Raw genomic sequence first — 24,711 nt, 5'->3', positions numbered from 1 at the left:
GCCCGGCACACCGCGGCACGAGATGCGGCACCTTCTTGCCGCGCTGCTCCTCACCGCCCTGACACTCCTCGGGGGCGCGTCGGCCGCCGCCGGAACAGCACTCCCCTTGCCCGGCCCCGGCGCCGCGCATGCCGTCACCGGCCTCGCGCACGCCGCCCCCGCCGAGCACATCGCCGATCCCGCCGTCGGCCTGGTGCCGCGTGCGGGCGCCGACCGCCCCCACGCCCCGCACCACGTTCCCCCGCCCGGCCACGGCGCCCTGCCACCGCGCCCGCAGGGCCTCCCCCTGCCTCGGGGCATCGCGCCAGGAGCAGTGGGCGCGGGCCCCTTCACCGTCGTCAGGGCGGGGGCGGCGCTTCCCGGTGTGCGGGGTCCTCCAGGGGTGACGGCCGGTCAGCCGGCCCTTCGCCGGTCCTGTTCCACAGACCCGTCGCCCCGCCCTCCCCTCTGAGGCCAGGGCGGACGACGCCCACTCAAGGGGACTCCCATGACTCGCGCCACCACGGTGCGAGCGGTTCTGGCTGCCGCCGTTCTGCTCGTCTCCGTGTTCATCACGCTGACCATGTCACCCAGACTCGGCCTCGACCTCCAGGGCGGCACCCGGATGGTGCTGCAGGCCAAGGACTCCGGCACCGCGAAGGCGGACCGGGAGAGCACCGATCGCACCCTGGAGGTACTGCGGCAGCGCATCGACTCACTCGGCGTCGCCGAACCCGTGCTGACCCGCTCGGGCGAGGACCGGATCATCGTCGAACTGCCCGACGTCCAGGACCCGCGCGAGGCGGCCGAGGTCATCGGCAGAACCGCCCAGCTCAGCTTCCACGCCGTCCAGGGCCCCGGGACCCAGGCGCAGAAGGACGCGGAGACCGACGCGGCCGGGGACGGGCCGACCCTCCCCGACGAACAGGGCGGGCTCCTCGATCTCGGCCCCACGCAGCTCTCCGGCGCCGGAGTCAAGGACGCCACCGCGAACTTCGACGCGCAGCAGGGCACGGGCTGGAGCGTCTCGCTCGACTTCCACAAGGACGCGGGCAGGAAATGGACGGAGCTCACCGGGGAAGCCGCGTGCAACCCGGCCCAGGACGAACGGCGCCGCGTCGCGATCGTCCTCGACGGGAAGGTCATCTCCTCGCCGCAGGTCGACCCGTCGGTCGGCTGCAAGGCGGGACTGCCCTCCGGGTCCACCCAGATCACCGGCTCCTTCAGCGCCGACGAGGCACGCGACCTCGCCCTGCTCATCAAGGGTGGTGCCCTCCCCGTCCCCGTGGAGATCGTCGAGCAGCGGACCGTCGGCCCGACCCTCGGGGCGGCCGCCATCGACGCCAGCGCCCAGGCCGCCCTCATCGGCGCCGCGGCCACGGCGCTCTTCATCACCTTCATGTACCGGCTGTTCGGTGCGCTCGCCGCGCTCGCCCTCGCCGCCTACGGAGTGATCTCGTACGCGGCGCTCGTCGTCCTCGGCGTCACCCTGACCCTGCCGGGACTCGCCGGCTTCGTCCTCGCCATCGGAATGGCGGTCGATGCCAACGTCCTTGTCTTCGAACGGGCCCGGGAGGAGTACGCGGAGCGGCGGAACGGTTCACTGCGCTCCGCGCTGAGCGCCGGATTCCGTAACGCCTGGAGCGCCGTCGCCGACTCCAACGTCACCACACTGATCGCCGCCAGCCTCCTCTTCTTCCTCGGTTCGGGGCCGGTCAAGGGCTTCGGAGTCACCCTCGCCATCGGTGTCCTGGTCTCGATGTTCTCCGCGCTCGTCATCGCCCGGGCGCTCACCGAGATCGCGGCGGGATCCCGGTTCGTCGGTGACTACGCGGGTGTGAACGGCATCGCACGGCCCGGCCGCGTACGCACCTGGCTCAACGCCCGCGACCCCCAGCTGTTCCGGGCTCCGCGCCGCTGGCTGATGATGTCCGCCGCGCTCGTCCTCGTCGCCGTGACCGGCATCCTCGTGCGTGGAGTCGATCTGGGGGTCGAATTCACCGGCGGACGGCTGGTGGAGTACTCCACCAGCCGTCCCGTCGACGTCGAGACCGCCCGCGACACGATCGCCGCCGCGGGATTCGCCGACGCCGAGGTCACCACGGCGGGCGAGCACGACCTCTCCGTACGCACCGGGAAACTGGACAACGACGGGGAACACGCCCTGCGGGCCGCGCTGGCCGAGGAGGGCGGCGAGGCCACGAAGGTGCGCGACGAGCTGATCGGCCCCAGCCTGGGGGACGAACTGCGGCGCAACGCCCTGATCGCCCTGGGCGTGGCCGTGTTCGTGCAACTCGCCTATCTCGCGGCCCGCTTCCGCTGGACGTTCGCCGTGGCGTCGGTCGGGGCCCTGGTCCACGACGTCGTCATCCTGGTCGGCGCCTTCGCCTGGCTCGGACGCCCCGTCGACGGGATCTTCCTGGCCGCCCTGCTCACCGTCATCGGTTACTCCGTCAACGACTCCGTGGTGGTGTTCGACCGGGTACGGGAGCTCTGGGCCAGGAACCGGCGCACCCCGGTCGCCGACGTGGCCAACCGTGCCGTCCTGCAGACCGTCCCACGTACCGTCAACACGGGGACGGGCGCCCTGTTCATCCTGGTCGCCCTCGCGGTGCTGGGCGGTGACTCGCTGGCGGACTTCGCGCTCGCCCTTCTCATCGGCATCTGCGTGGGGACGTACTCCTCGGTGATGACCGCCGTACCGGGAGCGCTCCTTCTGGAGAGGAGCAGCAAGGCCCCGCCGCCCGCCCGCAAGCGGGCACCGGGGCGCAGGAAGGCGGTCGGCAAGCCGCGCCGGGACCCCGCCGACAACGGGGCACGCGTCTGAGGCTCCGTTGTCACCGCGGCGCGTACGGAGAGCACGACTGCCGGGCTGGGGCACAATCCTGACCACCTCGAGTGATCGGAGTGTGCCTCTCATGCCCCTCGTGCTGCGTGAGGCCCGGGACACGCTCGTACCGGACATGGGCGGTCCGCACGGTCCGCTGCCGCCGGTGATGCTCGTCCTGACCGTGCTCACCGGGCTGGTCGACGCGTTCAGCTATCTGCTCCTCGGGCATGTCTTCGTCGCCAACATGACGGGCAACGTCGTCTTCATGGGATTCGCCGTCGCAGGCGCGGCGGGCTTCTCGACGCTCGCCTCGATCGCGGCGCTCGTGTCGTTCGGGGCCGGGGCGCTGGCCGGCGGCATCACCGTCCACCGGGCGAGGGCGCACCGGGGCCGGCAGTTGCAGCACGCGCTCCTCGTCGAGACCGTCTTCGTCACCGCCGCCATGATCGTCACGCTGGTCTCGGGCGGACCGTACACCGGGGGAGTCCGGTTCACCCTCATCGTGCTGCTCGCCCTCGGGCTCGGTGTGCAGAACGCCGCGGTCCGGGCGCTCGCCGTACCCGACCTCACCACCACCGTGCTGACCCGCACCCTGACCGGCGCCGTGGCCGACAGCCGGTTCGCCAAGGGGCCCGGCAGCCGGGCGGGGCGCCGGCTCCTCTCCGCCGCCGCCCTGCTGGCCGGTGCCTTCATCGGTGCTCTGGTCCTGCTGAACGGGCACCCGACGCTGCCGCTGGTCCTCGCCGTGGTTCTCCTGGCCGTCATGAGCACGGCGGCGACCCTGCTGGCCCGGACCGACGCCCCCTGGACGCGGCCGCGCGACGGGGCATGAGGCGGGCCCCGGCCGGCAGCGGCAGCCCGCCCCGTGTCAGGCGCGACAGCCGGTGCACCCGGACCGTAACGTCACAGGCACCCGTCAACCGCACCCGTACGCCCAGGAGCCGCCGAATGCCCGCTGAACCGCTGTCCGCAGACGACATCGAGGCCGGCCTGCGCGAGTTGCCCGGATGGCAGCTGGAGGGGGACCGGATCACCCGTACCTACCGGCTGCCCTCCCACTTCGCCGCCGCCGGGCTGACCGTACACATCGCCCAGATCCAGGATGAGCTCAACCACCACTCGGACCTGACGCTCGGTTACCACACGGTGGCCCTCGCCGTGCACACGCATGACGCGGGTGGCGCCGTCACACGCAAGGACCTCGCGCTGGCGGCGCGGGTGGAGGCGGTCGCCGCCGGGCACGGGGCGGAGTAGGCAGGCATCCTCACGGAGCAGGGCCGAAGCGGGGGTGTGCGGCCAGCCAGTTCGCGTAGCTGTCGCTGCGCCGCACGGCCTCCGCGTACGCCGCACAGGTGTGCCCGCCCACCCGCGGCGGCCGCGGCGCTCGCCGCGGGGGACCGCCGGTCCAGCAGATGGTGCCAGCTCTCAGCGGCGAACCCGCGAGTGGCCGGGTCAAAAGGCCCGGGGCGGCGGGAACGTGGCGCGGCACAGCCCGATCGCCCGGCCCACCTGGACCGGATGCACCACGGACGCCGTGTCCGTCTCGTACACCGACGCCGGGGTGAGGGGGCCGCCGAGCGCCTTCTCGATCCGCCGCAACTGGGCGCCGATCGCGGGCTGCGCGAGCCCGAGAGCCGCCGCGGCCTTGGTGAGATGCCGGTGTCGGCTATCGCCCGTACGGTGCCAGATGGCGTAACTCCAGCTCCATGCGCGCACGTTATGGCCGCCGGCACCCACCGGCAATACGTGGAGCGTGCTCCAGGCCCGTATTCATGAGGCGCTTGGCCGGTCCGTCAGCCGTTCCGGCCCGCGGAGTGCCGGAGCGCGTCGACGACCAGGTCGAGGAGCTGACCGGTCCTCTCCGGCGAGTCGCTCGCCGTGGTGGAGAGGAACACCCCGAGCAGCATCATCGTGACGTCCTCCGGATCGACGTCCGCACGCAGTGATCCGGTACGCGCGCCGCGGTCGAGGATCTCCGCGATGGCTGCCGTGATCCGTTCCCGCGTCGCGGGCGTGGCGATGCTGCCCGACGCCCAGCCCGCGCGCAGCGTGGCCGACATACCGCGCTTGACCTGGAAGAACGCAGCGTACCCGTCCATCCACGCGCGGAGCGCGGCTTCGGGAGGCAGTGCGGAGAGCAGTGCGGGCGCGCTGGAGACCACCTTGTCCAGCTCCGTCGAGTAAAGGGCCTCCACCAGCGCTTCACGGGTCGGGAAGTGCCGGTAGAGCGTGCCGATCCCGACACCGGCCTCGCGGGCGATCGCGTCCAGAGGCACGGCCTCGGCCGTCGAGGCGAAGGCGGCTCGGGCGACGGAGAGGATTCTGTCGCGGTTGCGCCGCGCGTCGGCGCGTACCGGTCGGCCGGGCGCCGCGGCGCCGCGGTCCGTGGCCGGGGATTCGTGCTCTGACAAAGCGGAGGGCCTCCGTTTACTGCTAGTCTGGACTAAGCGGAGTGACTCCGCTTAATTCATCGTCTCACGAGAACGGGACACCGTCATGGCCTCTCCCACCCGATCTCTCCAGCACACGGCCTCCGGCGCGCGGCGCCCCGGAGGGCCCGGACAGCTCGCCGGCCGCACCGTCTCCCGCGTCGGCTTCGGCGCGATGCAGCTCGAACGCCTCGCGGGCGACCGCAAGGCGGCCGTGGCGCTGCTGCGCCGCACCGTCGAGCTGGGGATCGACCACATCGACACCGCCCAGTTCTACGGCCATGGATTCGTCAACGACGTGATCCGCGAGGCCATCCGCCCCGAGGACGACGTCATGGTGGTCAGCAAGGTCGGAGCAGCCCCCGACCCTGATGGCCCCCTTCCCCTGCGCCTCGCGCAGCGTCCCGAGCAGCTGCGCGCGGGTGTCGAGGACAACCTGGCCGCCCTCGGACTCGAACAGATCCCCCTCGTCAATCTGCGCCGTGCGGACAACGGGCCAGGCCTGCGCGCCGAAGGCGACCAGGTCGTCGACCTCGACGACCAGCTCGCCGCGATGACCGCACTGCGCGACGAGGGCAAGATCGGTGCGATCGGCCTCAGCAGTGTCACGCTCGACGGGCTGCGCAGGGCCCTCCCCGCCGGCATCGCCTGCGTGCAGAACGCCTACAGCCTGCTCACGCGCGACGACGAGGACATGCTGCGGCTGTGTCTCGCCGAGGGCATCGCCTGGGTGCCGTACTTCCCCCTCGGCAGCGCCTTCGACGGCCTGCCGAAGGTGTCCGACGAGCCCGCCGTGAGCGCCGCCGCCCGCGACCTGGCGGTCACTCCCGCACAGGTCGGCCTGGCCTGGCTCCTCAGCCACGCCCCGAACCTGCTGCTGATCCCCGGGACGGCCGACCCGGATCACCTGGAGGCGAACGTCGACGCGGGAGCGGTCACGCTCGACGAGGCGACGGTCGCGGCACTCGACGCGGTCCCGCCTCGCCGGGGGGACATCACGCTCGGCTGAGAGAAGCCCGGACCGGAGGTGACGGGCGCCCCCTACTGTGACCGGGAAGGTTCGCCGGGTTGAGAGCGGACAAGCAGTTGGAATGGGCTGGGCAGCCTGTGCACTGGGCGTGGGAACATCGCGCCGTGACTATCGCCCTGCAGGTGAAGCAGAGCTCGACCCTGTTCCGGTCGGCCCAGCGGCGGATCCGCCGGTTCAAGTGCGCGGACAGGTTGTCGAGGATCACGTAGTTCGGGGCGCCGTCCGGGCAGGCCGCGCGGATCGATCGCGAAGGCCGAGTACCAAGACCTCCTGACCCGGCTCACCGCCCGCGTGCCCCGAGTTGACCCAACTGGTAGCCCACATCCGGACCTTCGCCCCACTCCTGAAGCCTCAGCCAGAAAACGCCGACACCCTCGACCAATGGGTCACCGAGGTCCGAGCAGCCGATCTGCCGTATCTGCACGCCTTCACCCGCGGTCTCGAGCGAGACCGCGACGCTGTAATCGCCGCGTTCACACTCCCGTACAGCAACGGCCCGACCGAGGGTGTCAACACCAAGACCAAGCGCATTGCCCGCCAGATGCACGGACGAGCAGGCTTCACCCTCCTTCGCCACCGCATCCTCCTCGGATAACACCACACAGAGTCACCACCGAATGTGAGACAGAGCCGAACGTTTTACAGTCCCTGTCTCAGGCTGGCGCGCATGAGTCTGCGCTTGACGGTCCGGGTTGGCTGGCCGAGGTCGGCGGCAGCGCGGCGAATTCGATCAGGACACTGCGCGTACCCAGTCGCTGCATTGCGACGTCTCGTTGACGCAGACACGGAACTCGACCCCGCGGTCCTCCGGGATGTCACCGCTGCCGTCTGGGGACCCCAGATTGTGCGTCTTGTTGCCGTCGGCCGACGCGACGTAGATCGTGTCCCTGTCCGCGACGAACGCGCTGTCGTAGTAGAAGCCCTTGTAGACGATCATCTCGATACGGTTCGCGTGCCCGTCCGCCATCCGGTCCCACGCCGTCAGGACTTCGCCGTCCGGGTTGAACTTAGCGCCGTACAGGGAGCTATCGTCGGCGATCAGGTGAGCCTCAGCCCACCTGGCGGAGCCAGCATCCGTCAGGCTCTCGCCCGACAGGGTGCGCGACTGATAGACAACTCCGGCGTGGGCCGTACCTGGCATAGCGCACAGGCCTATCGCCGCCACCACCGCGATCGACGATAACGCCTTGGCCGTCCCTCGTATGGTCATGGGAGAACTCTCCTGTTCTGGATCGTGAAACAAGCCGAGAGGCTGGGCCGGTCACGCACAACCGCGGCCCCGCTCTGACAACGCAGCAATGATGCCGTGACGCGATAGCCCTAGCCAGGCTCTTTCGCCACAACGCAAAAGCACAGCTCGCGGGCATGGTTGCGGCCGCGGAAGGGGTCCCACAGGCAACGCTGCCCGCCGCGAAGGGCAGCGGGCGGCGTGTCGCCTCGCCGGGGGGACATCACGCTCGGCTGAGAGAAACCCGGACGGGAGGCGACGGGCGCCCCCTAGGGTGGCGTCGTGCTGGATTACGACACGGAAGCCCCCCGCTACGACAGGACCCGCGGTGGGGAACCCCGGGCCGAGGCCGCCGCGGGCGCTGTCCTCGGACTGCTGCCACCGTCCGCCCGTACGCTGCTGGACATCGGCTGCGGGACGGGGCTGGTCACCCGGCGGATCTCCCAGGGCCGCCCGGCGCTCCGGGTGTTCGGCGCGGACGCCTCGTACGGCATGGCACGGCTGGCCCGGCAGCGGATCGGGGCGGTCGCACTCGCCGACGTACGGCGACTCCCCCTGCGCACCGCCTCGGTCGACGCGGTCAGCGCGGTCTGGCTGCTACACCTGCTGCGCGGTGACGGTCTCGTCCGCGAGGTGGTGGCCGAGGCGGCCCGGGTGCTGCGGCCCGGCGGGGTGTTCGTCGCCACGGTCGACAAGGACGCCGGACACGACGTGGACAGCGACATCGACGCGGTGCTCACCCCCTACCGCAGCTCGCAACCGGCCGACGCGGCGGACCTGGTCACCGGTTACGCGCGATCCTGCGGCCTGGAGCCTGCGGGCGAGGCCGGCTTCACCGGACACGGGCAGGGGCGCTCGCCCCTGCGCACCGCACGGGGGGTGCTGCGGGGCGACTACGCCTCGCGACTGGCGCTGCCCGGAACGGCGGCCACCCGCCTCGCGGCCGAACTCACCGCCCTGCCCGACCCGGACCGCCCACGGGCCGACCCCTCGTACCGGCTGCTGGCGTTCCGGGCGCGCGGCTGACGAGAAGCGCCCCGACCGCCGTTGCCGGAGCCTGGACGGCGGTTCCCCCGGCGGCATCACAGGCAGCCGCAGCCTGTGGCGTAAAGCAGCAGGAACGCCGCCGTCGCTGCGACCAGGGTGAAGCCGGCTGCGGCCACCGCGGTCCAGCTCCGTCGGCGGCGGCCCTTCACGGGATGGCGGAAGGTCCCCCAGGCGCCGTGAGCGAGGAACAGGCCGAGCAGGCCGGCACCCGCGACGGTCAGGAGCGGGCTGAAGGACCAGCTCAGGTAGGCGATCAGAGCCAGACCGGCGAGCAGGGCACAGGCGAGCAGGCCGAGGATCACCTCCGCGACGGCTTCCCCGACAGTCTCCGCCAGGAACTCGCCGACACCCTTCGCCGCTCTGCCAATCCTCAGGACATTCCTCCGGCCTCACGGGCGAGCAGGCCTCGCACGGGGCCCGGGGGAGAGACCCGCGAACGGCCGGAACGGTTGCTCGGGAACACCCTCTGGTGCGGTGAGCGCCGCCGGCCGTGGAGGCAGGACCTTCCGGTCACCCTGCCGGCACTGCTCCCGCCCCGCCCCCGCCGTCCCGCGCCGCCGCCGTGCTGCCCCGCTCGATCAGCCGGGGAAGCGGAACCTGCACGGTGCGGGCCGGCCCGCCGTCGAGCAGTACGGTCAGCTCCCTTGCCGCGAGCCGGCCGAACGCGACCGGGTCCCGGGAGAGCGCAGTCAGCCACGGTGCGGTCAGCCGGCAGAGTGCCGAGTCCTCCCACGACACGACCGATACGTCGTCGGGGACCGCGAGGCCGAGGCCCGTGGCGACCGCGGACCCCGCCGCGGCCATCACATCGTTGTCGTAGATCAGGGCCGTCGGTGGCACCGGCTGCTCCAGCACCTTCCTGGTGACCGCCGCCCCCTCGATGTCGGAGTAGTCCGTGGTCACCGAGTGCGCCTCGGCCAGGCCGCGCCGGTCGGCCTCGATCCGCAGGGACTCGATGCGCCGGTCGGTGTGGGCGAGGCTGGACAGGCCCGCGATGTGCACGATGCGGCGGTGCCCCAGCTCGTGCAGACGGCCGACGACCGCCGCCATGGCGCCCGCGTCGTCCGCGCGGATCTGTGAGAGCCCCGGGTGCGGGCCCGTGTCACCGCCGGGCAGCGTGCCGATGACGACGGCCCGCAGGCCCAGTTCGTCCAGCAGGTCCGCACGCGGATCGTCCGTACGCGGGTCGACCATCAGCACACCGTCGACCCGGTGCTCGGCCCACCAGCGCCTGTAGACCGCGCACTCGGCGGCCACGTCCTCCACCACCTGGAAGAGCAGGCCGAGTTGGCGTTCGGCGAGCACCTCCTGGATTCCGGAGATCAGCTGGAGGAAGAACGAGTCCACGCCCAGGTTGGCCGCCGGACGGGCCACGACCAGCCCCACGGTGGCCGACCCCTCCCCGGACAGTGCCCGCGCGGCTGTACTCGGCCGCCAGCCCAGCTGTTCGGCGACGCGCCGGATCCGGTCGCGGGTGATCTCCGAGACACCCGGACGGCCGTTGAGCGCGAACGAGACGGCGCTCTCCGAGACGCCGGCGCGCTGCGCGATGTCCTTCATGGTCGGCCGGCGTGCCGGTGTGCGTCTGGCCGGTGAGATGTCCTCGGCCGACGGCCCCTTCGGTATCACCCGGTGCCTCTTTCCCGCGTTTCCCCGTGGTCCCCAAGTGAGGTCGGCGCCTTCGCCCGGCCCCGGGGCAGTGTAAGCCTTGCCGAGGGCTGGGTCGAGTGAAGCCAACGGACAACTAATGCGCTTGAGTTGCAGGAGTCTAATGCGCTTTAGTGCACTACGGGGAGTGAGGCATCATGGCCGTCTGACCTGCATGTATCCCGAAAAGTTCGTTCAATCTTCGATGAATGTATTGACTTTCCCTCAGGCGCCTTGCAGTCTCAGCCGAGCGAAGGCGGCCGAGGGGTTCACCACTCCGCTTCCCTTCGCATGCCTGGTCCGAGCAAAGGAGCCGTTCACCGTGCGCATCTCCCGCAGAGCAGCCGCCGCTGCCGTCGTACTCGCCACAGTCCTTCCGTTGAGCGCCTGCGGGGGCGGCTCCGGAGCGGGCTCCACCGACGCGTCGGGCAAGGTCGAAGGGAAGATCACCTTCCAGACCTGGAACCTGCAGGCGAACTTCAAGGACTACTTCAACGGTGTGATCGCCGACTTCGAGAAGAAGTACCCCGGCACCGAGGTCAAGTGGGTCGACCGTCCGGGTGAGGGTTACGCGGACAAGATCAGCGCCGACGCGGCCGGCGGCACCCTGCCGGACGTCGTGAACGTCTCGCCCGACCTGGTGGCGCCGTTGGCCGAGGCGGGTATCGCCCTGGACCTCGACAAGGCGGCGTCGAAGTACCGCGGGGAGTACCTGCCGGAGGCGTGGGCCAGCCATCAGGTCCCGGGTGCGGAAGGTACGTTCGCCTTCCCCTGGTATCTCAACACCGGGCCGATGTTCTACAACAAGCGGCTGCTGGAGAAGGCCGGGCTCGACGCGGCGAAGCCGCCGTCCACCTATGACGAGGTCTTCTCCGTCGGGCTGAAGCTGGCCGAGGCGAGTGACGGGAAGGTCGCGGCCCTCGCGAACGTGCCCACCATCGAGGACTTCGGCCGCTACGGTGGCGGGCTGATGAACGACGAGGGCACCGGCTTCACCTTCAACGATGCCAAGGGCGTCGAACTCCTCACGAAGTACAAGCAGTTGTACGACGCGAAGGCGCTCGACCCGCAGGCGCTGACCGCGACACCCGAGTCCTCGGGGCACAAGTTCCTCACCGAGTCCGTGGCGATGAACCCCGGCAGTGCGCTGGACCTGGCCAACTTCAAGAAGCAGGCCCCGGGGCTCTACAAGAACATCGGCATCACCGACCAGGTCAGCAACACCGGCAAGGCCAACATGTACGTCATGGGGCTCATGGTGAACGCGCAGACCGAGCAGAAGCCCGCCTCCGTGGCCTTCGCCCACTACGTCACCGACGCGACCCGGCAGATGCAGTTCGCGAAGAAGGTCGCCATCTTCCCGAGCACCGCGGGATCCCTGGACGACCCCTACTTCACCGAGGAGGACGGCACGGACGAGACCCGCGTCCGGATAGCCGCGGCCAAGTCGCTGAAGACGGCCGTCAACTACACGCCGGTGCTGTTCAGCGAACAGATGAAGACCGAGCTCCGCAACCAGATCGCCAAGGCGCTCCAGGGGAAGCAGAGCCCCGAGGAAGCCCTTGACAACGCTGTCAAGGCCTGTGACCGGCTCCTGCAGCAGAGCTGAGACCTGATGAAGACCCCTGTCACCCCCTGCGCCGCCACGCGTGCGACGGCCGACGGCGTCCCCGGGCCCCGTACCGCCCCGGCGGCGAGCGGGGCCGCGGCCCCCGGCGGCGGCCGGCCGGCCCGCCGGATCAGCCGCCATCTCCCGCTGAGCCCATGGCTGTTCGCGGCGCCCGGACTGCTGGTCGTCGGCGCCTTCAGCCTGTACCCGTTCTTCAGCACCCTGGTCAACGCCTTCACCGACCGCCGGACGCTGGTGCCCGGCACATTCGTCGGCCTGGACAACTTCCAGGAACTGCTGCACGACGAGATGTTCTGGATCGGCCTCCGCAACAGCACGCTCTACGTCCTCGGCGTCGTACCCGCGCTCGTGATCCTCCCGCTGCTGCTCGCGATGCTCGTCCAACGGCACATCCCGGGCATCACCTTCTTCCGCTCCGCCTTCTACACCCCCGTCGTGGCCTCCATCGTGGTCGTCGGTCTGATCTGGGTGTGGATGCTCGACGACCGCGGGCTGATCAACTCCCTGCTGGAGGCGGTGGGGATCGGCAAGGTCGGCTTCCTCAGCGACCAGTGGCTGCTGCTGCTGAGCGCGATGACGGTCACGGTCTGGAAGGGCCTCGGCTACTACATGATCATCTACCTGGCGGCCCTGGCGAACGTGCCACGGGAGCTGCACGAGGCCGCGTCCGTGGACGGCGCCGGAGCGGTACGCCGCTTCTTCACCGTCACCGTTCCCGCCGTCCGCTCGACCATGGTGCTGGTCGCGGCGCTCGCCTCGGTCTCGGCCTTCAAGGTCTTCTCCGAGGTCTACCTGATGGCCGGCCCCTCCGGAGGCCCGGCCGGCGAGGACACCACGCTGGTGATGCTGGTCCAGCGGGTCGGCACCGGACTGACCGGACGCGTCGGTTACGCCTCCGCGATCTCGGTCGTCATCTTCGTCGTCACCGTCGGGCTGATGCTGCTGGTGCTCCGCGCCGACCGCAAGGAGGACGCGTGAGCATCCTGAGGACCACAGACGCCGAGGGCCGCCGCATCCCGGTATGGCAGCTCGTCCTGCGCTACGTCCTGCTGCTCCTCGTGCTGGCCCTGACCGTCGGGCCGTTCCTGTGGCAGCTCTCGACCTCGCTCAAGGGCCCGGGCGAGGACATCTTCAGCTCCCCGCCGAAGTTCTTCCCCAGCGACCCGACCCTGGACAACTACACCCGGGTCGCCGACACCATCCCGGTCTGGGAGTACGCGCTGAACTCCCTGAAGGTCGCCTCCGCCAACGTGGTGACCAACTGCGTGGGCGCCGCCCTGGCCGGCTACGCGCTGGCCAGACTGCGCTACCGGGGGCGCCGGGCCGCGACCCTGGCGTTCATCCTCGCCATGCTGGTCCCCGTGGAGGGCATCATCATCGCCCAGTTCACCACCATGCGTGACCTCGGCCTGAACAACACCCTGCTCGGGGTGCTCCTGCCGGGCTCCATCGGAGCGATGAACGTCCTGCTGATGCGCAACGCCTTCCTGAACCTCCCGCTGGAGGTGGAGGAGGCCGCGTACGTCGACGGAGCCAACGTCTGGCAGCGCTTCCTGCGGATCGCCCTGCCCTCGGTCAAGGGCACCCTCGCCGTCGTCGCGATCTTCGCCTTCATGGGCGCCTGGGACGACTTCCTGTGGCCGCTGATCGTGCTCAGCGACCCGGAGAACTTCACCCTGACCATCGGGCTGAACTACCTGCACGGCACCTTCGCCAACGACGAACGGCTCGTTGCGGCGGGCACGATCATCGCCGTGGCCCCGCTCATCGCGCTCTTCGCCTGTCTGCAGCGCTTCTTCTTCCGGGGAGTCGGCGAAGGCGCCGTCAAGGGCTGACCGTCCCCCGCCCCCCACCACAGAACCAGGATCACCCGTTCCCATGAGCTCCACCGTGCCGCGTTTCGGCGCCAACTACACGCCCAGCCAGGGCTGGTTCCACCACTGGCTGGACTTCGACCTCGACGCCGTGCGCGCCGACCTGGACTCGATCGCCGGTCTCGGCCTCGACCACATCCGCGTCTTCCCGCTCTGGCCGCTCTTCCAGCCCAACCGCACGCTGATCCGCCCGCGCGCCGTCGAGCAGCTCGTCGAGCTGGCCGACGCCGCGGCCGAACGCGGCCTCGACGTCAACGTGGACGGGCTGCAGGGGCACCTGTCGAGCTTCGACTTCCTGCCCGCCTGGACGCAGACCTGGCACCGCCGCAACCTGTTCACCGACCCGGACGTCGTGGCCGGCCAGGCCGCATACCTGCGGACCCTCGCCGCAGCCCTCGCCGACCGGCCCAACTTCATCGGCATGACCCTGGGCAACGAGATCAACCAGTTCTCCGGAAGCCCGCACCCCGACCCCGACCCCATCACGCCCGCTCAGGCCGCCGACTGGCTGCGGACCCTGCTCGGCGCGTGCGAGGAGGGCGCCCCCGGGAAGCTCCATCTGCACGCGGAGTACGACGCGTCCTGGTACCAGGACGACCACGCCTTCACCCCGGCGCACGCGGCCCGGATCGGTGCGGTCACCGCCGTCCACTCCTGGGTCTTCAACGGCACCGCCCAGCGCCACGGACGTGACGGCACGGCGACCGAGCACCACGCGGCGTACCTGATCGAACTCTCCAAGGCGTGGGCGCACGACCCCCACCGACCGGTGTGGCTCCAGGAGGTGGGCGCCCCCGCGCCCCTGATCCCCGCCGGCCACGCCGCCTCGTTCACGGAGGCGACCGTCGCCAACGCCCTGGACTGCGAGGACGTCTGGGGCGTCACCTGGTGGTGTTCCCACGACGTCTCACGCTCCCTGGCCGACTTCCCCGAACTGGAATACGGCCTCGGGCTGCTGACCAACGACCGGCAGGTCAAGCCCGCCGGGCAGGCCATCGCCAGGATGGTCGAGGAGCAGCGAGCGGCCGCCCACCGCCCGGCGCCCCGGACCACCGCGCTCGTCGTCGACACGGGGGACGACGACGCGGCGCCCCGTCGGTCGGTGTGCGCGCCCGGCGGCGCGGTCTTCGAGGCGTTCGCCCGGCTCACCGCGGACGGCGCCCGCCCCACCACGGTCCTCGCGAGCCGTGCCGAGGACCGCCACCACCTCGCCGACCGCGGAATCACCGAGGTCGTCACCCCCGGCCAGGTCCTGTGACCTGCTGACGCCCCGCCGCCCACCCAGCACCGGAATCGCACCTCGCACGATACGGAGCAGACCATGACCCAGCCTCACCCACGACCCGCCGCCCTCAGCCGGCGCACCGTCGTCCTCGCGGGCGCCGGTACCGCGGCCGCTCTTCTCGCCCCCGCCTTCCCCGGACGGGCCGCGGCCGCCACCCCCGGAGAGCTCCAGCCCTACGCCTCGTACTGGTTTCCCGACTCGTTGCCCCCCGGCACCCCCGGGGACGGTGTCACCTGGCGCAGCCTGAAGAGCTGGCGTGCCGAGGACGACCGGGACCTCGCGTTCAACACCGCGACCGTCCCGCTCGCCGACCGCTTCACCCCCGTTCCGGTCAACACCACCGCCCGGACCGGTCAGGCACGCAACACCTCGCTGGTCGCCTTCGGGCACACCGCGGGCAACCCCTCCCAGGGTTCGGCCACCGCCGACCACTACGCGCTGAGCCAGTGGGCCTACCTCGACGAACTCGTCTTCTGGGGCGGCTCGGCCGGCGAGGGGCTGATCCTCGCGCCCAACGCGCCGGTCGTGGACGCCGCCCACCGCAACGGTGTGCCCGTACTCGGCACCGTCTTCCTTCCCCCGGTCCACCACGGCGGTGACCTCCGCTGGACCCGCGACCTCGTGCAGCGGGACGCCGCGGGACGCTTCCCCCTGGCCGCGAAGCTGGTGGAGGTCGCCACCGTGTACGGCTTCGACGGCTGGTTCCTCAACGCCGAGACCGAGGGCGGGGACGCCGGACTCGGGGCCGACATGCTGGCGTTCGTCACCGACCTGCGGGAACGCGGGGAGGCCGCCGGGCTCCGCACCACCTGGTACGACGCCATGACGGTCAGCGGCCAGGTCGGCTGGCAGGGCGCCCTCAACGAGGAGAACGCCGCGCTGTTCCAGCAGGCGGACTCGATGTTCGTCGACTTCCGCTGGACCCCGGACACCCTCACCGCGTCCGGTGAGCGGGCCGACGCCATCGGACGCAGCCGCTACGACCTGTGGGCCGGGGTGGACGTCGAGTCCACCGGGTGGAACAAGGCGGTCGACTGGGACGCGATCGTCCCCACCGCCCGCCCGCACACCGTGTCGTACGGCTTCTACCGCCCCGAATGGACGCTGAACCACCTTCCCGAGGGCCGCACGCCCGGCCAGTTCCACGCCGCCGACCAGCGGTTCTGGACCGGCAGCTCGCTCGACCCCGCCAGGCCGGGCCCCAAGGAGGAGTGGCGGGCCCCGGCGGCGGTGCTCGCCGACCGCTCGACGGTCGACCGGCTTCCCTTCGCCACCACCTTCAACACCGGGCACGGCCTGCGGTGGTACGAGAACGGGCGGCCGGTCTCGGACACCGCGTGGAACCACCTGGGGCTCCAGGACCGGCTCCCGGCACGCCGCTGGGTCGTCCGCACCGAGGGAAGCAGGCCCTCCGTCGCCTTCGACTTCGCCGACGCCTGGCGTGGCGGGAGCAGTCTCCTGGTCGACGGCGACCTGAAGGCCCCGGCCACCGTCGAGCTGTTCGGGACCCGGCTGCCGCTCTCCCGGCGTACGGTCGTCGAGCTCACCCACCGCATCGATCCGGATTCCGGTCCGGTCACCGTGGAACTGGCCGTCGCCCCGCACGAACCGGACCGGGCGGGCGACCCGTACGCCTACACCTATGTGCCGGCCGGAGAGCTGATGCCCGGCGCGGCCGGCTGGACCACCGCGACGCTGCGGCTGGGCTCCCTCGGCGGCACGGTCCACGCACTGGGCATCCGGCTCACGGGCACGGGCGCGGTGCGGTGGCGGCTCGGTGCGCTGGCCGTACGCGATACCGTCAGGAAGCCGCACGCGCCGACCGCACTGCGCGTCACCGACGCCGCCGCCGACGGCACGGAGCTGCGCCTGCGCTGGCACCCCGCACCCGGCCCGGTGCGTCACTACGAAGTGCACCGGATCCTTCCCGACGGCACCCTGCGCTTCCTCGGAGGCACCTGCCAGACCGCCTTCTTCCTGTCCGGCATCCGCAGGGAGGCGGACGAGAGGTCCGCGCGCTTCCAGGTCCGGGCCGTTGACGAGCTCTACGACCTGTCCGGCGCCGCAGTCGCCGCGCACCGCTGGTAATCCGCCCGCACCCGCCCCCACATCACAAACGGAGTCACCCTCATGCACGACGACCGCAGCCTGGTGGAAGCCCGTCTGAAGCGTGTCCTGGACGAACGCATCCGCCCCGCCGTGTACCCGGAGTCCGTCCCACTGGACGTCGCCGTCTGGAACGCCCCGGGCGAGCCCGTCCCGGTCGCCGAGGGCCTGGCCGGCCCCGTCGAGCCCATCGCGGTCGGCGACCGGTGGGGCGCCCCGTGGAGCACCTGCTGGTTCCGTGTCTCCGGTACGGTCCCCGCGCACTGGGCGGGCCGCACCGTCGAGGCACTCCTCGACCTGGGCTTCGACGAGAACATGCCGGGCTTCCAGTGCGAGGGCCTGGTGTACCGGCCCGACGGCACCCCGGTGAAGGGCCTCAACCCGCGTAACCAGTGGGTGCGGGTGGGGGCTCCAGTCGAGGGCGGCGAAGAGGTCCTGCTACACGTCGAGGCCGCCTCCAACCCCGTCATCCTCGACTACCACCCCTTCCTCCCGACCCGTCTCGGCGACAAGGAGACCGCCGGCAGCGAGCTCCAGTACACCCTCGCCCGGATGGACCTCGCCGTCTTCGACGAGCACGTGTGGAACCTCGTCCAGGACCTGGAGGTGCTCGGGGAGCTGATGGCGGAGCTGCCCGTCGAGGGTGCCCGCCGCTGGGACATCCTGCGCGCCGTCGGCCGGGCGCTCGACGCGGTCGACCTCCAGGACGTCAACGGAACCGCGGCGGCCGCCCGCGCGGAGCTGGCCGAGGTGCTCGCCACCCCCGCGCAGTCGTCCGCACACCGCATCAGCGCGGTGGGGCACGCCCACATCGACTCCGCCTGGCTGTGGCCGCTGCGTGAGACCGTCCGCAAGGTGGCGCGGACGACGTCCAACATGACGGCCCTGCTGGAGGACGAACCGGAATTCGTCTTCGCGATGTCCCAGGCACAGCAGTTCGCCTGGATCAAGGAACACCGACCCGAGGTCTACGCCAAGGTCAAGAAGGCCGTCGCGGAAGGCAGGTTCGTGCCCTCCGGCGGCATGTGGGTCGAGTCCGACACCAACATGCCCGGCTCCGAGGCGATGGCCCGTCAGTTCGTGCACGGCAAGCGCTTCTTCCTCGAAGAGTTCGGCATCGAGAACGACGAGGCCTGGCTGCCCGACACGTTCGGCTTCGCCGCCGGACTGCCGCAGATCATCAAGGCCGCCGGTTCCAAATGGCTGCTCACCCAGAAGATCTCGTGGAGCCAGACCAACAAGTTCCCGCACCACACCTTCCGCTGGGAAGGCATCGACGGCACGCGGATCTTCACCCACTTCCCGCCGGTCGACACGTACAACTGCTCCATGAAGGGCAGCGAGATCGCCCACGCGGCCGACAACTTCAAGGACAAGGGGGTCGCCCGTCACTCGCTCGCTCCCACCGGCTGGGGCGACGGCGGCGGCGGTACGACCCGCGAGATGATCGCCAAGGCCGGCCGGATGCGGAGCCTGGAGGGCTCGGCCACCGTCGAGTGGGAGAAGCCCGCCGACTTCTTCGCCAAGGCCGAGGCCGAATACCCGGACGCGCCGGTGTGGGTCGGCGAGCTGTACCTGGAGCTCCACCGCGCCACACTCACCAGCCAGGCGAAGACCAAGCAGGGCAACCGCCGGAGCGAACACCTGCTGCGGGAGGCCGAGCTGTGGGCCGCGACCGCCGCCGTCCAGGCCGGATTCACCTACCCGTACCAGCAGTTGGACCGGATCTGGAAGACGGTGCTGCTCCACCAGTTCCACGACATCCTGCCGGGGTCGTCGATCGCGTGGGTGCACCGCGAGGCCGAGAAGACCTATGCGGCCGTCGCCGGGGAGCTGAACGGCATCGTGGACGCCGCGCAGCGCGCACTGGCGGGTGACCCCTCCGCAGGGCGCGAGCTCGTCTTCAACTCCGCCCCGCACACCCGTGCCGGGGTCCAGGCGGGCGCGGCCGGTGCCGCACACCCCGGCAGCGAGGGACAGCTGGCCCCGCGTGAGGGCGGCGGCTTCGTGCTCGACAACGGACTCCTCCAGGTGGAGATCGACGCGAGGGGCCTGGTCGTCTCGGCGTACGACATCGGTGCCGAGCGCGAGACCGTCGCACCGGGGCAGGCGGCCAACCTCCTCCAGATCCACCCCGACTTCCCGAACATGTGGGACGCCTGGGACGTCGACGCGTTCTACCGGAACACCGTCACCGACCTCACGGACCTCGACGAGCTCACCCCGGTCGAGGGCGAAGACACGGTCGGTGTCCGGATCGTACGGAGCTTCGGCGCCTCGAAGGTCACCCAGCTGCTGACCCTCGCCTCCGGTGCCAAGCGCCTCGACATCGACACCGAGGTCGACTGGCACGAGACGGAGAAGTTCCTCAAGGCCTCGTTCCCGCTGGACGTGCACGCCGAGCGCTACGCATCCGAGACCCAGTTCGGGCACTTCTACCGGGCCACCCACACCAACACCAGCTGGGAGGCGGCCAAGTTCGAGGCGTGCAACCACCGGTTCGTCCACGTGGAGGAGCCGGGCTGGGGCGTGGCACTCGTCAACGACTCGACGTACGGGCACGATGTGACCCGCACGGTGCGCGCGTCCGACGCGGGCACCACCACCACGGTGCGCGTCTCGCTGCTGCGCGCCCCGCGGTTCCCCGACCCGGAGACCGACCAGGGCGTGCACCGCTTCCGCCACGCCCTCGCGCCGGGTGCGGCGATCGGTGACGCGGTGCGTGAAGGCTTTCGCATCAATCTGCCCGAGCGTCGCGTCACCGGAGAGCGCGAGGTCGCCCCGCTGGTGACCGTCGACGACGACGCCGTCGTCGTCAGCGCGGTCAAGCTGGCCGACGACGCGAGCGGTGACCTCGTCGTCCGTCTCTACGAGTCCACCGGGGGCCGGGCCCGGGTCCGCCTCGCCACCGGGTTCGACGCGGCAGACGTCGCGGTCACCGACCTGCTGGAGCGGCCGCTGGACGACGTGACGGCGCCCGTACTCACCGAGGAGGGCGTGAGCCTGTCACTGCGCCCGTTCGAGCTGGTGACGCTGCGGCTGGCCCGCCGCTGAACCGGTGCGTGGGGGCCGGCGTCCGGCCCCCACGCCGCTCCGGAGCCTGAGGCGGCAGGATCAGGCGTCCTTCCCGGCCGCGGCGCGGCGCTGCCGTTTACCGAGGGGCGCCTGGGAGAGGTCCTCGGCGCTGCTCCTGAGGTTCTTGTAGCCGTAGCCGCGTTCGGCCAGCCACGCCCTGGCCGCGTTCTCGGCGCGTTCGGTCGCCTCCAGGATGTGTTCTTCCTCATCGCCCGAGTCCTGGAAGCGGAAGGTGAGGCCGAGCGTGCGGCCAGGTCGTAACTCAGGTGTCCCTCAGGGGTGAAGGCCGCACGCAGGACGTCATGCTCCGCAGCACGGGACAGGAGCTCGGCCCGCTGGGCGGGCCCGAGCCCGTCGAAGACGCCGCGGACCGTGATGCGGAAGGTTCGAGTACTCATCCGGCGACCTTAACCAGCCTGATCGGCGCGGTTCCACCGCGTTTCCCGCGCACCGCTCTCCTGGCCGCGCGGACACAGACGCGCGGGCACACACCGGCGCCCCCACCGGAACGTACAGCGGTGGGGGCGCCGGGGGAGAAGCGGGGGTCAGGCGCCGGCGTTCATCTCGGCCGGGTGGGATCCGATGCGCTTGCCCTCGTCGAGCGCGGCGAACGCGGCGAGGTCGTCGGCGTCCAGCTCGAAGTCGAAGACGTCGATGTTCTCCGCGATCCGCGACGGCGTCACGGACTTGGGGATCACCACGTGGCCGGTCTGCAGGTGCCAGCGGAGCACCGCCTGCGCGGGGCTCCGGCCGTGCTTGTGCGCGACGGCGACCACCGTCGGGACCTCCAGGAGGCCCTTGCCCGAGCCCAGCGGCGACCAGGCCTCGGTGACGATGCCGTGCTCGGCGTGGACGTCGCGCGACTCGGCCTGCTGGAGCTGCGGGTGCAGCTCGATCTGGTTGACCGCGGGAACGACGGAGGTCTCGCCCATCAGGCGCTCCAGATGTTCCGGGAGGAAGTTCGACACACCGATGGCCTTCGCGCGGCCGTCGGCGAGGATCCGCTCGAAGGCCTTGTACGTGTCGACGTACGCGTCCTTGGCCGGCGTCGGCCAGTGGATGAGGTAGAGGTCGACGTAGTCGAGGCCCAGCTTGTCCAGCGACACGTCGAACGCGCGCAGCGTCGAGTCGTAGCCCTGCTCGCTGTTCCACAGCTTGGTCGTGACGAACAGTTCCTCGCGGGCCACACCCGAGGTGGCGAGGCCCTTGCCGGTGCCCGCCTCGTTCCCGTAGACCGCGGCGGTGTCGATGCTCCGGTACCCGGCCTCCAGGGCCGTGGCCACGGCCGTCGTGGCCTCGTCGTCAGGCACCTGCCAGACACCGAAGCCGAGCTGCGGCATCTCGAGGCCGTTGTTGAGGGTGATGGTGGGGACCTGGCTCACGAGCGGTCGATCCTTACGTTGTGGGTGGGTACTCCCAGAGGGAACGATCGGAAAAGCCTAACCATTCCCACCTGCCCCGATCCGGTGAACCGGGGAAAGAGTGCACCTCTGACGGCTCGTCAGGATCGGCTCCGGCTCACCGGTAGAGAGCGTCGACCTCGGCCGCGTACGCCGTCTCGATCGCCTTGCGCTTCAGCTTGAGCGACGGGGTCAGCAGGCCGTGTTCCTCGGTGAACTGCTGCGCCAGGATGCGGAAGGTGCGGATGGACTCCGCCTGGGACACCGCCGTGTTCGCGGCCACCACCGCCCTGCGCACCTCCATCTCCAGGTCGGGGTCGCGCACCAGATCGGCGGGACGCATCGACGTACGGCCCTGCATGGCGAGCCAGTGCTCCACCGCCTCGTGGTCCACGGTGACCAGGGCCGCGATGTAGGGCCTGTCGTTGCCGACGACGATGCACTGCGCCACCAGCGGATGCGCGCGCACCCGTTCCTCAAGGCCGCTCGGAGCCACGCTCTTGCCCCCGGAGGTCACCAGGATCTCCTTCTTGCGCCCGGTGATGGTCAGATAGCCGTCCTCGTCGAGCGCGCCCAGGTCGCCGGTGGCCAGCCACCCGTCGTGCAGTACGGCATCCGTGGCCTTGGGGTCGCCCAGGTAGCCGGAGAACACGTTCGCGCCGTGCACCCAGATCTCGCCGTCCCGGGCGATGTGCACCGAGGATCCTGGGATCGGCTGGCCGACGGTGCCGTAGCGGGTGCGCTCGGGCGGGTTGGCCGCCGCCGCGGCGGTCGTCTCGGTGAGTCCGTAGCCCTCGTAGACCGTGACGCCCGCACCCGCGAAGAAGAGCCCGAGCTGCCGGTCCATGCCGGAGCCGCCCGACATGGCGTGCCGCACCCGGCCGCCCATCGCGTCGCGGACCTTGCGGTAGACCACCTTGTCGAAGAACTGGTGCTGCATCCGCAGCCCGGCGGACGGTCCGGGGCCGGTGCCGAAGGCCCGCTCCTCCATCGCCTCGGCGTACTTCACCGCGATGTCCACGGCCTTGTCGAACGCCCCCGCGCGGCCCTCCGACTCCGCCTTGCGCCGTGCGCCGTTGAAGACCTTCTCGAAGATGTACGGCACCGCCAGGATGAAGGTGGGCCGGAAGGCCACCAGGTCCGGCATCAGCGCCTTCGCGGACAGCTCCGGCTGGTGCGCCAGCTTCACCCGGCCGCGCAGCGCCGCGATCTCCACCATACGGCCGAAGACATGGGCGAGCGGCAGGAAGAGCAGCGTCGCCGCCTCCTCGCCGGGCTTGGAGAGGAACACCGGATGCCAGCGGCCGACCATGGTGTCGGCCTCGAACATGAAGTGGGAGTGCGTGATCACACAGCCCTTGGGGCGTCCCGTCGTGCCGGAGGTGTAGATCACGGTCGCCACGGAGTCGGGGGTCACCGCGCGGCGGTGCCGGTGGACGACCTCGTCGTCGATCAGCGCGCCGGCGTCGACGAGCTCGGTCACCACGTCGGCGTCCAGCTGCCAGAGTCTGCGCAGGTTCGGCAGCCGGTCTATCACCGAGCCGATCGTCATCGCGTGATCCTCGTGCTCGACCATGACGGCCGCGACCTCGGCGTCGTGCAGCATCCACAGGACCTGCTCGGCGGACGACGTCGGATAGATCGGCACGGACTGGGCGCCCACCGCCCAGAGGGCGAAGTCGAAGAGGGTCCACTCGTAGCGCGTGCGTGACATCAGGGCGACCCGGTCGCCGAACCGGACGCCGTGCGCGATCAGCCCCTTGGCGAGAGCGAGCACCTCGTCGCGGAAGGTGGCCGCCGACACGTCGTGCCACCGGCCCTCCGCGTCCTTGCGGCCGAGGGCCGTGCGGTGGGGGTCCTCCTCCGCATAGTCGAAGACGGTGTCGGCGAGACCGCCGACTTGAGGGGCAGCGGCCATGGGTGGGACAGTGAACTCGCGCAATGACCTGCTCCTTGTGGCGCTCTCCACGGCGCCGCGACGCTACCTCACCGTGCGAGGGTGCGGGAGGATCCGAAGTCTCCGGAAAACGTGGCATCTGGCCATGCCAACCGCAGAAATCGGGCCAGATGGGCAAGGCTCGGGCGGAGTTCTGACCGCGGGGTAAGTAGCTCGGGCGGGAATCTCCACCGAATCTGTACGCGGCACTCACGCCGATTCCGGGTGTGAAGGCATGACCGGACCGCGGTGGAGACGGTCGCCGCCCGCCAGGATCGCGGCCGCGAGGGCGTCCGCCGCCTCCTGGGCGGTGTCCCTGCGGCGCCCGTGCAGCAACACGAAGTCCACATCTCCGAGCTCCGGCAGACCTGCCCGGGACGGGACCGGCACGAGCCCCGGCGGGATGAGCCCCCGGGTGTGCGCCATCACCCCCAGACCGGCACGGGCCGCCGCCACGAGTGCGCTCAGGCTCGCACTCGTACACGCGAAGCGCCAGGACCTGCCGTGCTCCTCCAGCACCTCCAGGGCGCGCGCTCTGGTGATGCCGGGAGGCGGGAAGGCGATCAGCGGGAGGGGACGCTCGGGATCGATCCGCAGTTGCGGGGCGCCGATCCAGGCCAGGGTGTCCTGCCAGACCAGCTCCCCGTGGGTGTCCCCGACGCGGCGCTTGGCCAGCACCAGGTCGAGCCGGCCGGCCGCGAGCTGCCGGTGCAGTGCACCGGACAGCTCCACGGTGAGCTCCAGCTCGACCTCGGGGTGCTCCCGCCGGAAGGACTCCAGGATCTCCGGGAGCCGGGTCAGCACGAAGTCCTCGGAGGCCCCGAAGCGCAGCCGTCCGCGCAGCCTCGTGCCGGTGAAGAACGCCGCCGCCCGCTCGTTGGCCTGCAGGATGGTCCGCGCGAAGCCCAGCATGGCCTCGCCGTCCTCGGTGAGATCGACCCGGTGCGTGTCCCGGTCGAACAGCTGGCGGCCGGCCTCGGACTCCAGCCGGCGGACGTGCTGGCTGACTGTGGACTGCCGGACGCCGAGCCGGCGTGCCGCCTGCGTGAAGCTCAGGGTCTGTGCGACGGCCAGGAAGGTGCGGAGCTGGACGGGGTCGTACATGGGCCGATGCTATCGCGAACCGTGATGACAGTCAGTGCGGTGTACGGGATTCCCGATCGCGGGGATCAGGAGCACGATGGGGAGGGCACGATTCCACCGAGAGAGCACGGA

19 protein-coding genes and 5 pseudogenes are annotated in these 24,711 nt (G+C 70.9%); 13 read left to right on the top strand and 11 right to left on the bottom strand.

Annotated features, from left to right (window positions below; genetic code table 11):
* Positions 1-22: 22 nt before the first annotated feature.
* The 4 genes from ACIBCU_RS13395 (at position 23) to ACIBCU_RS13380 (ending at position 4,063) form a co-directional block, all read left to right on the top strand.
* Positions 23-451 (top strand): hypothetical protein, encoded by a 429-nt coding sequence (locus ACIBCU_RS13395; protein WP_399231286.1) that lies wholly within the window; start codon positions 23-25, stop codon positions 449-451.
* A 36-nt stretch (positions 452-487) separates the two neighbouring features.
* Complete coding sequence (secD, locus tag ACIBCU_RS13390; RefSeq protein ID WP_399231284.1) at positions 488-2,806, top strand: protein translocase subunit SecD; 2,319 nt, start codon at positions 488-490, stop codon at positions 2,804-2,806.
* Between the two features lie 91 nt (positions 2,807-2,897).
* Complete coding sequence (locus tag ACIBCU_RS13385; protein WP_399231282.1) at positions 2,898-3,641, top strand: YoaK family protein; 744 nt, start codon at positions 2,898-2,900, stop codon at positions 3,639-3,641.
* Between the two features lie 116 nt (positions 3,642-3,757).
* Positions 3,758-4,063, top strand: a complete 306-nt coding sequence (locus ACIBCU_RS13380; RefSeq protein ID WP_362928224.1) for a 4a-hydroxytetrahydrobiopterin dehydratase — start codon at positions 3,758-3,760, stop codon at positions 4,061-4,063.
* A gap of 10 nt (positions 4,064-4,073) precedes the next feature.
* On the opposite strand, the pseudogene ACIBCU_RS13375 reads toward ACIBCU_RS13380, so the two are convergent.
* From ACIBCU_RS13375 to ACIBCU_RS13365, 3 genes and pseudogenes are all read right to left on the bottom strand, one after another.
* Positions 4,074-4,372: pseudogene (locus ACIBCU_RS13375) on the bottom strand (LysR family transcriptional regulator); the annotation flags it as partial.
* Between the two features lie 48 nt (positions 4,373-4,420).
* Positions 4,421-4,525, bottom strand: a pseudogene (locus ACIBCU_RS13370) (hypothetical protein); the annotation flags it as partial.
* 77 nt (positions 4,526-4,602) lie between these two features.
* On the bottom strand, positions 4,603-5,220 hold the full coding sequence (locus ACIBCU_RS13365; RefSeq protein WP_399231280.1) for a TetR/AcrR family transcriptional regulator: 618 nt from the start codon (positions 5,218-5,220) through the stop codon (positions 4,603-4,605).
* A gap of 85 nt (positions 5,221-5,305) precedes the next feature.
* Between ACIBCU_RS13365 and ACIBCU_RS13360 the strand changes: the two genes are divergently transcribed.
* The gene (locus ACIBCU_RS13360) at positions 5,306-6,247 is read left to right on the top strand and encodes an aldo/keto reductase (protein ID WP_399231278.1); all 942 of its coding nucleotides are present in this window, start codon (positions 5,306-5,308) and stop codon (positions 6,245-6,247) included.
* Positions 6,248-6,389: 142 nt separating this feature from the next.
* Here the strand turns inward: ACIBCU_RS13360 and ACIBCU_RS13355 are convergent.
* Positions 6,390-6,515, bottom strand: a pseudogene (locus ACIBCU_RS13355) (IS630 family transposase); the annotation flags it as partial.
* On the opposite strand from ACIBCU_RS13355, the pseudogene ACIBCU_RS13350 reads away from it, so the two are divergent.
* A pseudogene (locus ACIBCU_RS13350) lies at positions 6,476-6,863 on the top strand (transposase); the annotation flags it as partial. The pseudogenes ACIBCU_RS13355 and ACIBCU_RS13350 overlap by 40 nt on opposite strands.
* Positions 6,864-6,998: 135 nt before the next feature.
* Here the strand turns inward: ACIBCU_RS13350 and ACIBCU_RS13345 are convergent.
* A complete protein-coding gene (locus ACIBCU_RS13345) occupies positions 6,999-7,478 on the bottom strand; it encodes a hypothetical protein (protein WP_399231276.1) in 480 nt (159 codons plus the stop codon).
* 300 nt (positions 7,479-7,778) lie between these two features.
* Between ACIBCU_RS13345 and ACIBCU_RS13340 the strand changes: the two genes are divergently transcribed.
* Positions 7,779-8,522: a class I SAM-dependent methyltransferase gene (locus ACIBCU_RS13340; RefSeq protein ID WP_399231274.1), complete on the top strand. Its 744-nt coding sequence runs from the start codon at positions 7,779-7,781 to the stop codon at positions 8,520-8,522.
* 56 nt (positions 8,523-8,578) lie between these two features.
* On the opposite strand, the gene ACIBCU_RS13335 is transcribed toward ACIBCU_RS13340, so the two are convergent.
* A complete protein-coding gene (locus ACIBCU_RS13335) occupies positions 8,579-8,845 on the bottom strand; it encodes a lysine transporter LysE (protein WP_399231272.1) in 267 nt (88 codons plus the stop codon).
* Between the two features lie 208 nt (positions 8,846-9,053).
* Complete coding sequence (locus ACIBCU_RS13330; protein ID WP_362928212.1) at positions 9,054-10,103, bottom strand: LacI family DNA-binding transcriptional regulator; 1,050 nt, start codon at positions 10,101-10,103, stop codon at positions 9,054-9,056.
* A gap of 409 nt (positions 10,104-10,512) precedes the next feature.
* On the opposite strand from ACIBCU_RS13330, the gene ACIBCU_RS13325 reads away from it, so the two are divergent.
* From ACIBCU_RS13325 to ACIBCU_RS13300, 6 genes are all read left to right on the top strand, one after another.
* A complete protein-coding gene (locus tag ACIBCU_RS13325; protein WP_399231270.1) occupies positions 10,513-11,799 on the top strand; it encodes an ABC transporter substrate-binding protein in 1,287 nt (428 codons plus the stop codon).
* Between the two features lie 6 nt (positions 11,800-11,805).
* Positions 11,806-12,798, top strand: coding sequence for a carbohydrate ABC transporter permease (locus ACIBCU_RS13320; protein WP_399231268.1), 993 nt, complete (start codon positions 11,806-11,808; stop codon positions 12,796-12,798).
* Positions 12,795-13,655, top strand: a complete 861-nt coding sequence (locus ACIBCU_RS13315; protein ID WP_362928206.1) for a carbohydrate ABC transporter permease — start codon at positions 12,795-12,797, stop codon at positions 13,653-13,655. The genes ACIBCU_RS13320 and ACIBCU_RS13315 overlap by 4 nt, the downstream gene beginning before the upstream one ends.
* A 43-nt stretch (positions 13,656-13,698) precedes the next feature.
* Complete coding sequence (locus ACIBCU_RS13310) at positions 13,699-14,952, top strand: glycosyl hydrolase (protein WP_362928204.1); 1,254 nt, start codon at positions 13,699-13,701, stop codon at positions 14,950-14,952.
* 63 nt (positions 14,953-15,015) lie between these two features.
* A complete protein-coding gene (locus ACIBCU_RS13305; RefSeq protein ID WP_399231265.1) occupies positions 15,016-17,067 on the top strand; it encodes an endo-beta-N-acetylglucosaminidase in 2,052 nt (683 codons plus the stop codon).
* 42 nt (positions 17,068-17,109) lie between these two features.
* Positions 17,110-20,139, top strand: coding sequence for an alpha-mannosidase (locus ACIBCU_RS13300; RefSeq protein ID WP_399231263.1), 3,030 nt, complete (start codon positions 17,110-17,112; stop codon positions 20,137-20,139).
* 60 nt (positions 20,140-20,199) lie between these two features.
* On the opposite strand, the pseudogene ACIBCU_RS13295 reads toward ACIBCU_RS13300, so the two are convergent.
* The 4 genes and pseudogenes from ACIBCU_RS13295 to ACIBCU_RS13280 all read right to left on the bottom strand — a co-directional run bounded on the left by ACIBCU_RS13295 (position 20,200) and on the right by ACIBCU_RS13280 (position 24,600).
* Positions 20,200-20,558, bottom strand: a pseudogene (locus ACIBCU_RS13295) (DUF6204 family protein).
* Between the two features lie 147 nt (positions 20,559-20,705).
* Positions 20,706-21,542, bottom strand: coding sequence for an aldo/keto reductase (locus tag ACIBCU_RS13290; protein WP_362928196.1), 837 nt, complete (start codon positions 21,540-21,542; stop codon positions 20,706-20,708).
* A 136-nt stretch (positions 21,543-21,678) separates the two neighbouring features.
* Positions 21,679-23,478, bottom strand: a complete 1,800-nt coding sequence (locus ACIBCU_RS13285; protein ID WP_362928194.1) for a long-chain fatty acid--CoA ligase — start codon at positions 23,476-23,478, stop codon at positions 21,679-21,681.
* Between the two features lie 228 nt (positions 23,479-23,706).
* Positions 23,707-24,600, bottom strand: coding sequence for a LysR substrate-binding domain-containing protein (locus tag ACIBCU_RS13280; RefSeq protein ID WP_362928192.1), 894 nt, complete (start codon positions 24,598-24,600; stop codon positions 23,707-23,709).
* Positions 24,601-24,711: the final 111 nt, after the last annotated feature.

The organism is Streptomyces sp. NPDC051064, assembly GCF_044455985.1.
Lineage (GTDB): Bacteria > Actinomycetota > Actinomycetes > Streptomycetales > Streptomycetaceae > Streptomyces.
Note: the sequence above shows the minus strand (reverse complement) of the source record. Positions and strands in the feature narration are given on the sequence as shown.

Bases quoted from the DNA above. Each gene is read 5' to 3' on its own strand.
- ACIBCU_RS13395 (WP_399231286.1), top strand. From the start codon at position 23: ATGCGGCACCTTCTTGCCGCGCTGCTCCTCACCGCCCTGACACTCCTC.
- secD (WP_399231284.1), top strand. From the start codon at position 488: ATGACTCGCGCCACCACGGTGCGAGCGGTTCTGGCTGCCGCCGTTCTG.
- ACIBCU_RS13385 (WP_399231282.1), top strand. From the start codon at position 2,898: ATGCCCCTCGTGCTGCGTGAGGCCCGGGACACGCTCGTACCGGACATG.
- ACIBCU_RS13380 (WP_362928224.1), top strand. From the start codon at position 3,758: ATGCCCGCTGAACCGCTGTCCGCAGACGACATCGAGGCCGGCCTGCGC.
- ACIBCU_RS13360 (WP_399231278.1), top strand. From the start codon at position 5,306: ATGGCCTCTCCCACCCGATCTCTCCAGCACACGGCCTCCGGCGCGCGG.
- ACIBCU_RS13345 (WP_399231276.1), bottom strand. From the start codon at position 7,478: ATGACCATACGAGGGACGGCCAAGGCGTTATCGTCGATCGCGGTGGTG.
- ACIBCU_RS13330 (WP_362928212.1), bottom strand. From the start codon at position 10,103: ATGAAGGACATCGCGCAGCGCGCCGGCGTCTCGGAGAGCGCCGTCTCG.
- ACIBCU_RS13320 (WP_399231268.1), top strand. From the start codon at position 11,806: ATGAAGACCCCTGTCACCCCCTGCGCCGCCACGCGTGCGACGGCCGAC.
- ACIBCU_RS13310 (WP_362928204.1), top strand. From the start codon at position 13,699: ATGAGCTCCACCGTGCCGCGTTTCGGCGCCAACTACACGCCCAGCCAG.
- ACIBCU_RS13305 (WP_399231265.1), top strand. From the start codon at position 15,016: ATGACCCAGCCTCACCCACGACCCGCCGCCCTCAGCCGGCGCACCGTC.
- ACIBCU_RS13300 (WP_399231263.1), top strand. From the start codon at position 17,110: ATGCACGACGACCGCAGCCTGGTGGAAGCCCGTCTGAAGCGTGTCCTG.
- ACIBCU_RS13285 (WP_362928194.1), bottom strand. From the start codon at position 23,478: ATGGCCGCTGCCCCTCAAGTCGGCGGTCTCGCCGACACCGTCTTCGAC.
- ACIBCU_RS13280 (WP_362928192.1), bottom strand. From the start codon at position 24,600: ATGTACGACCCCGTCCAGCTCCGCACCTTCCTGGCCGTCGCACAGACC.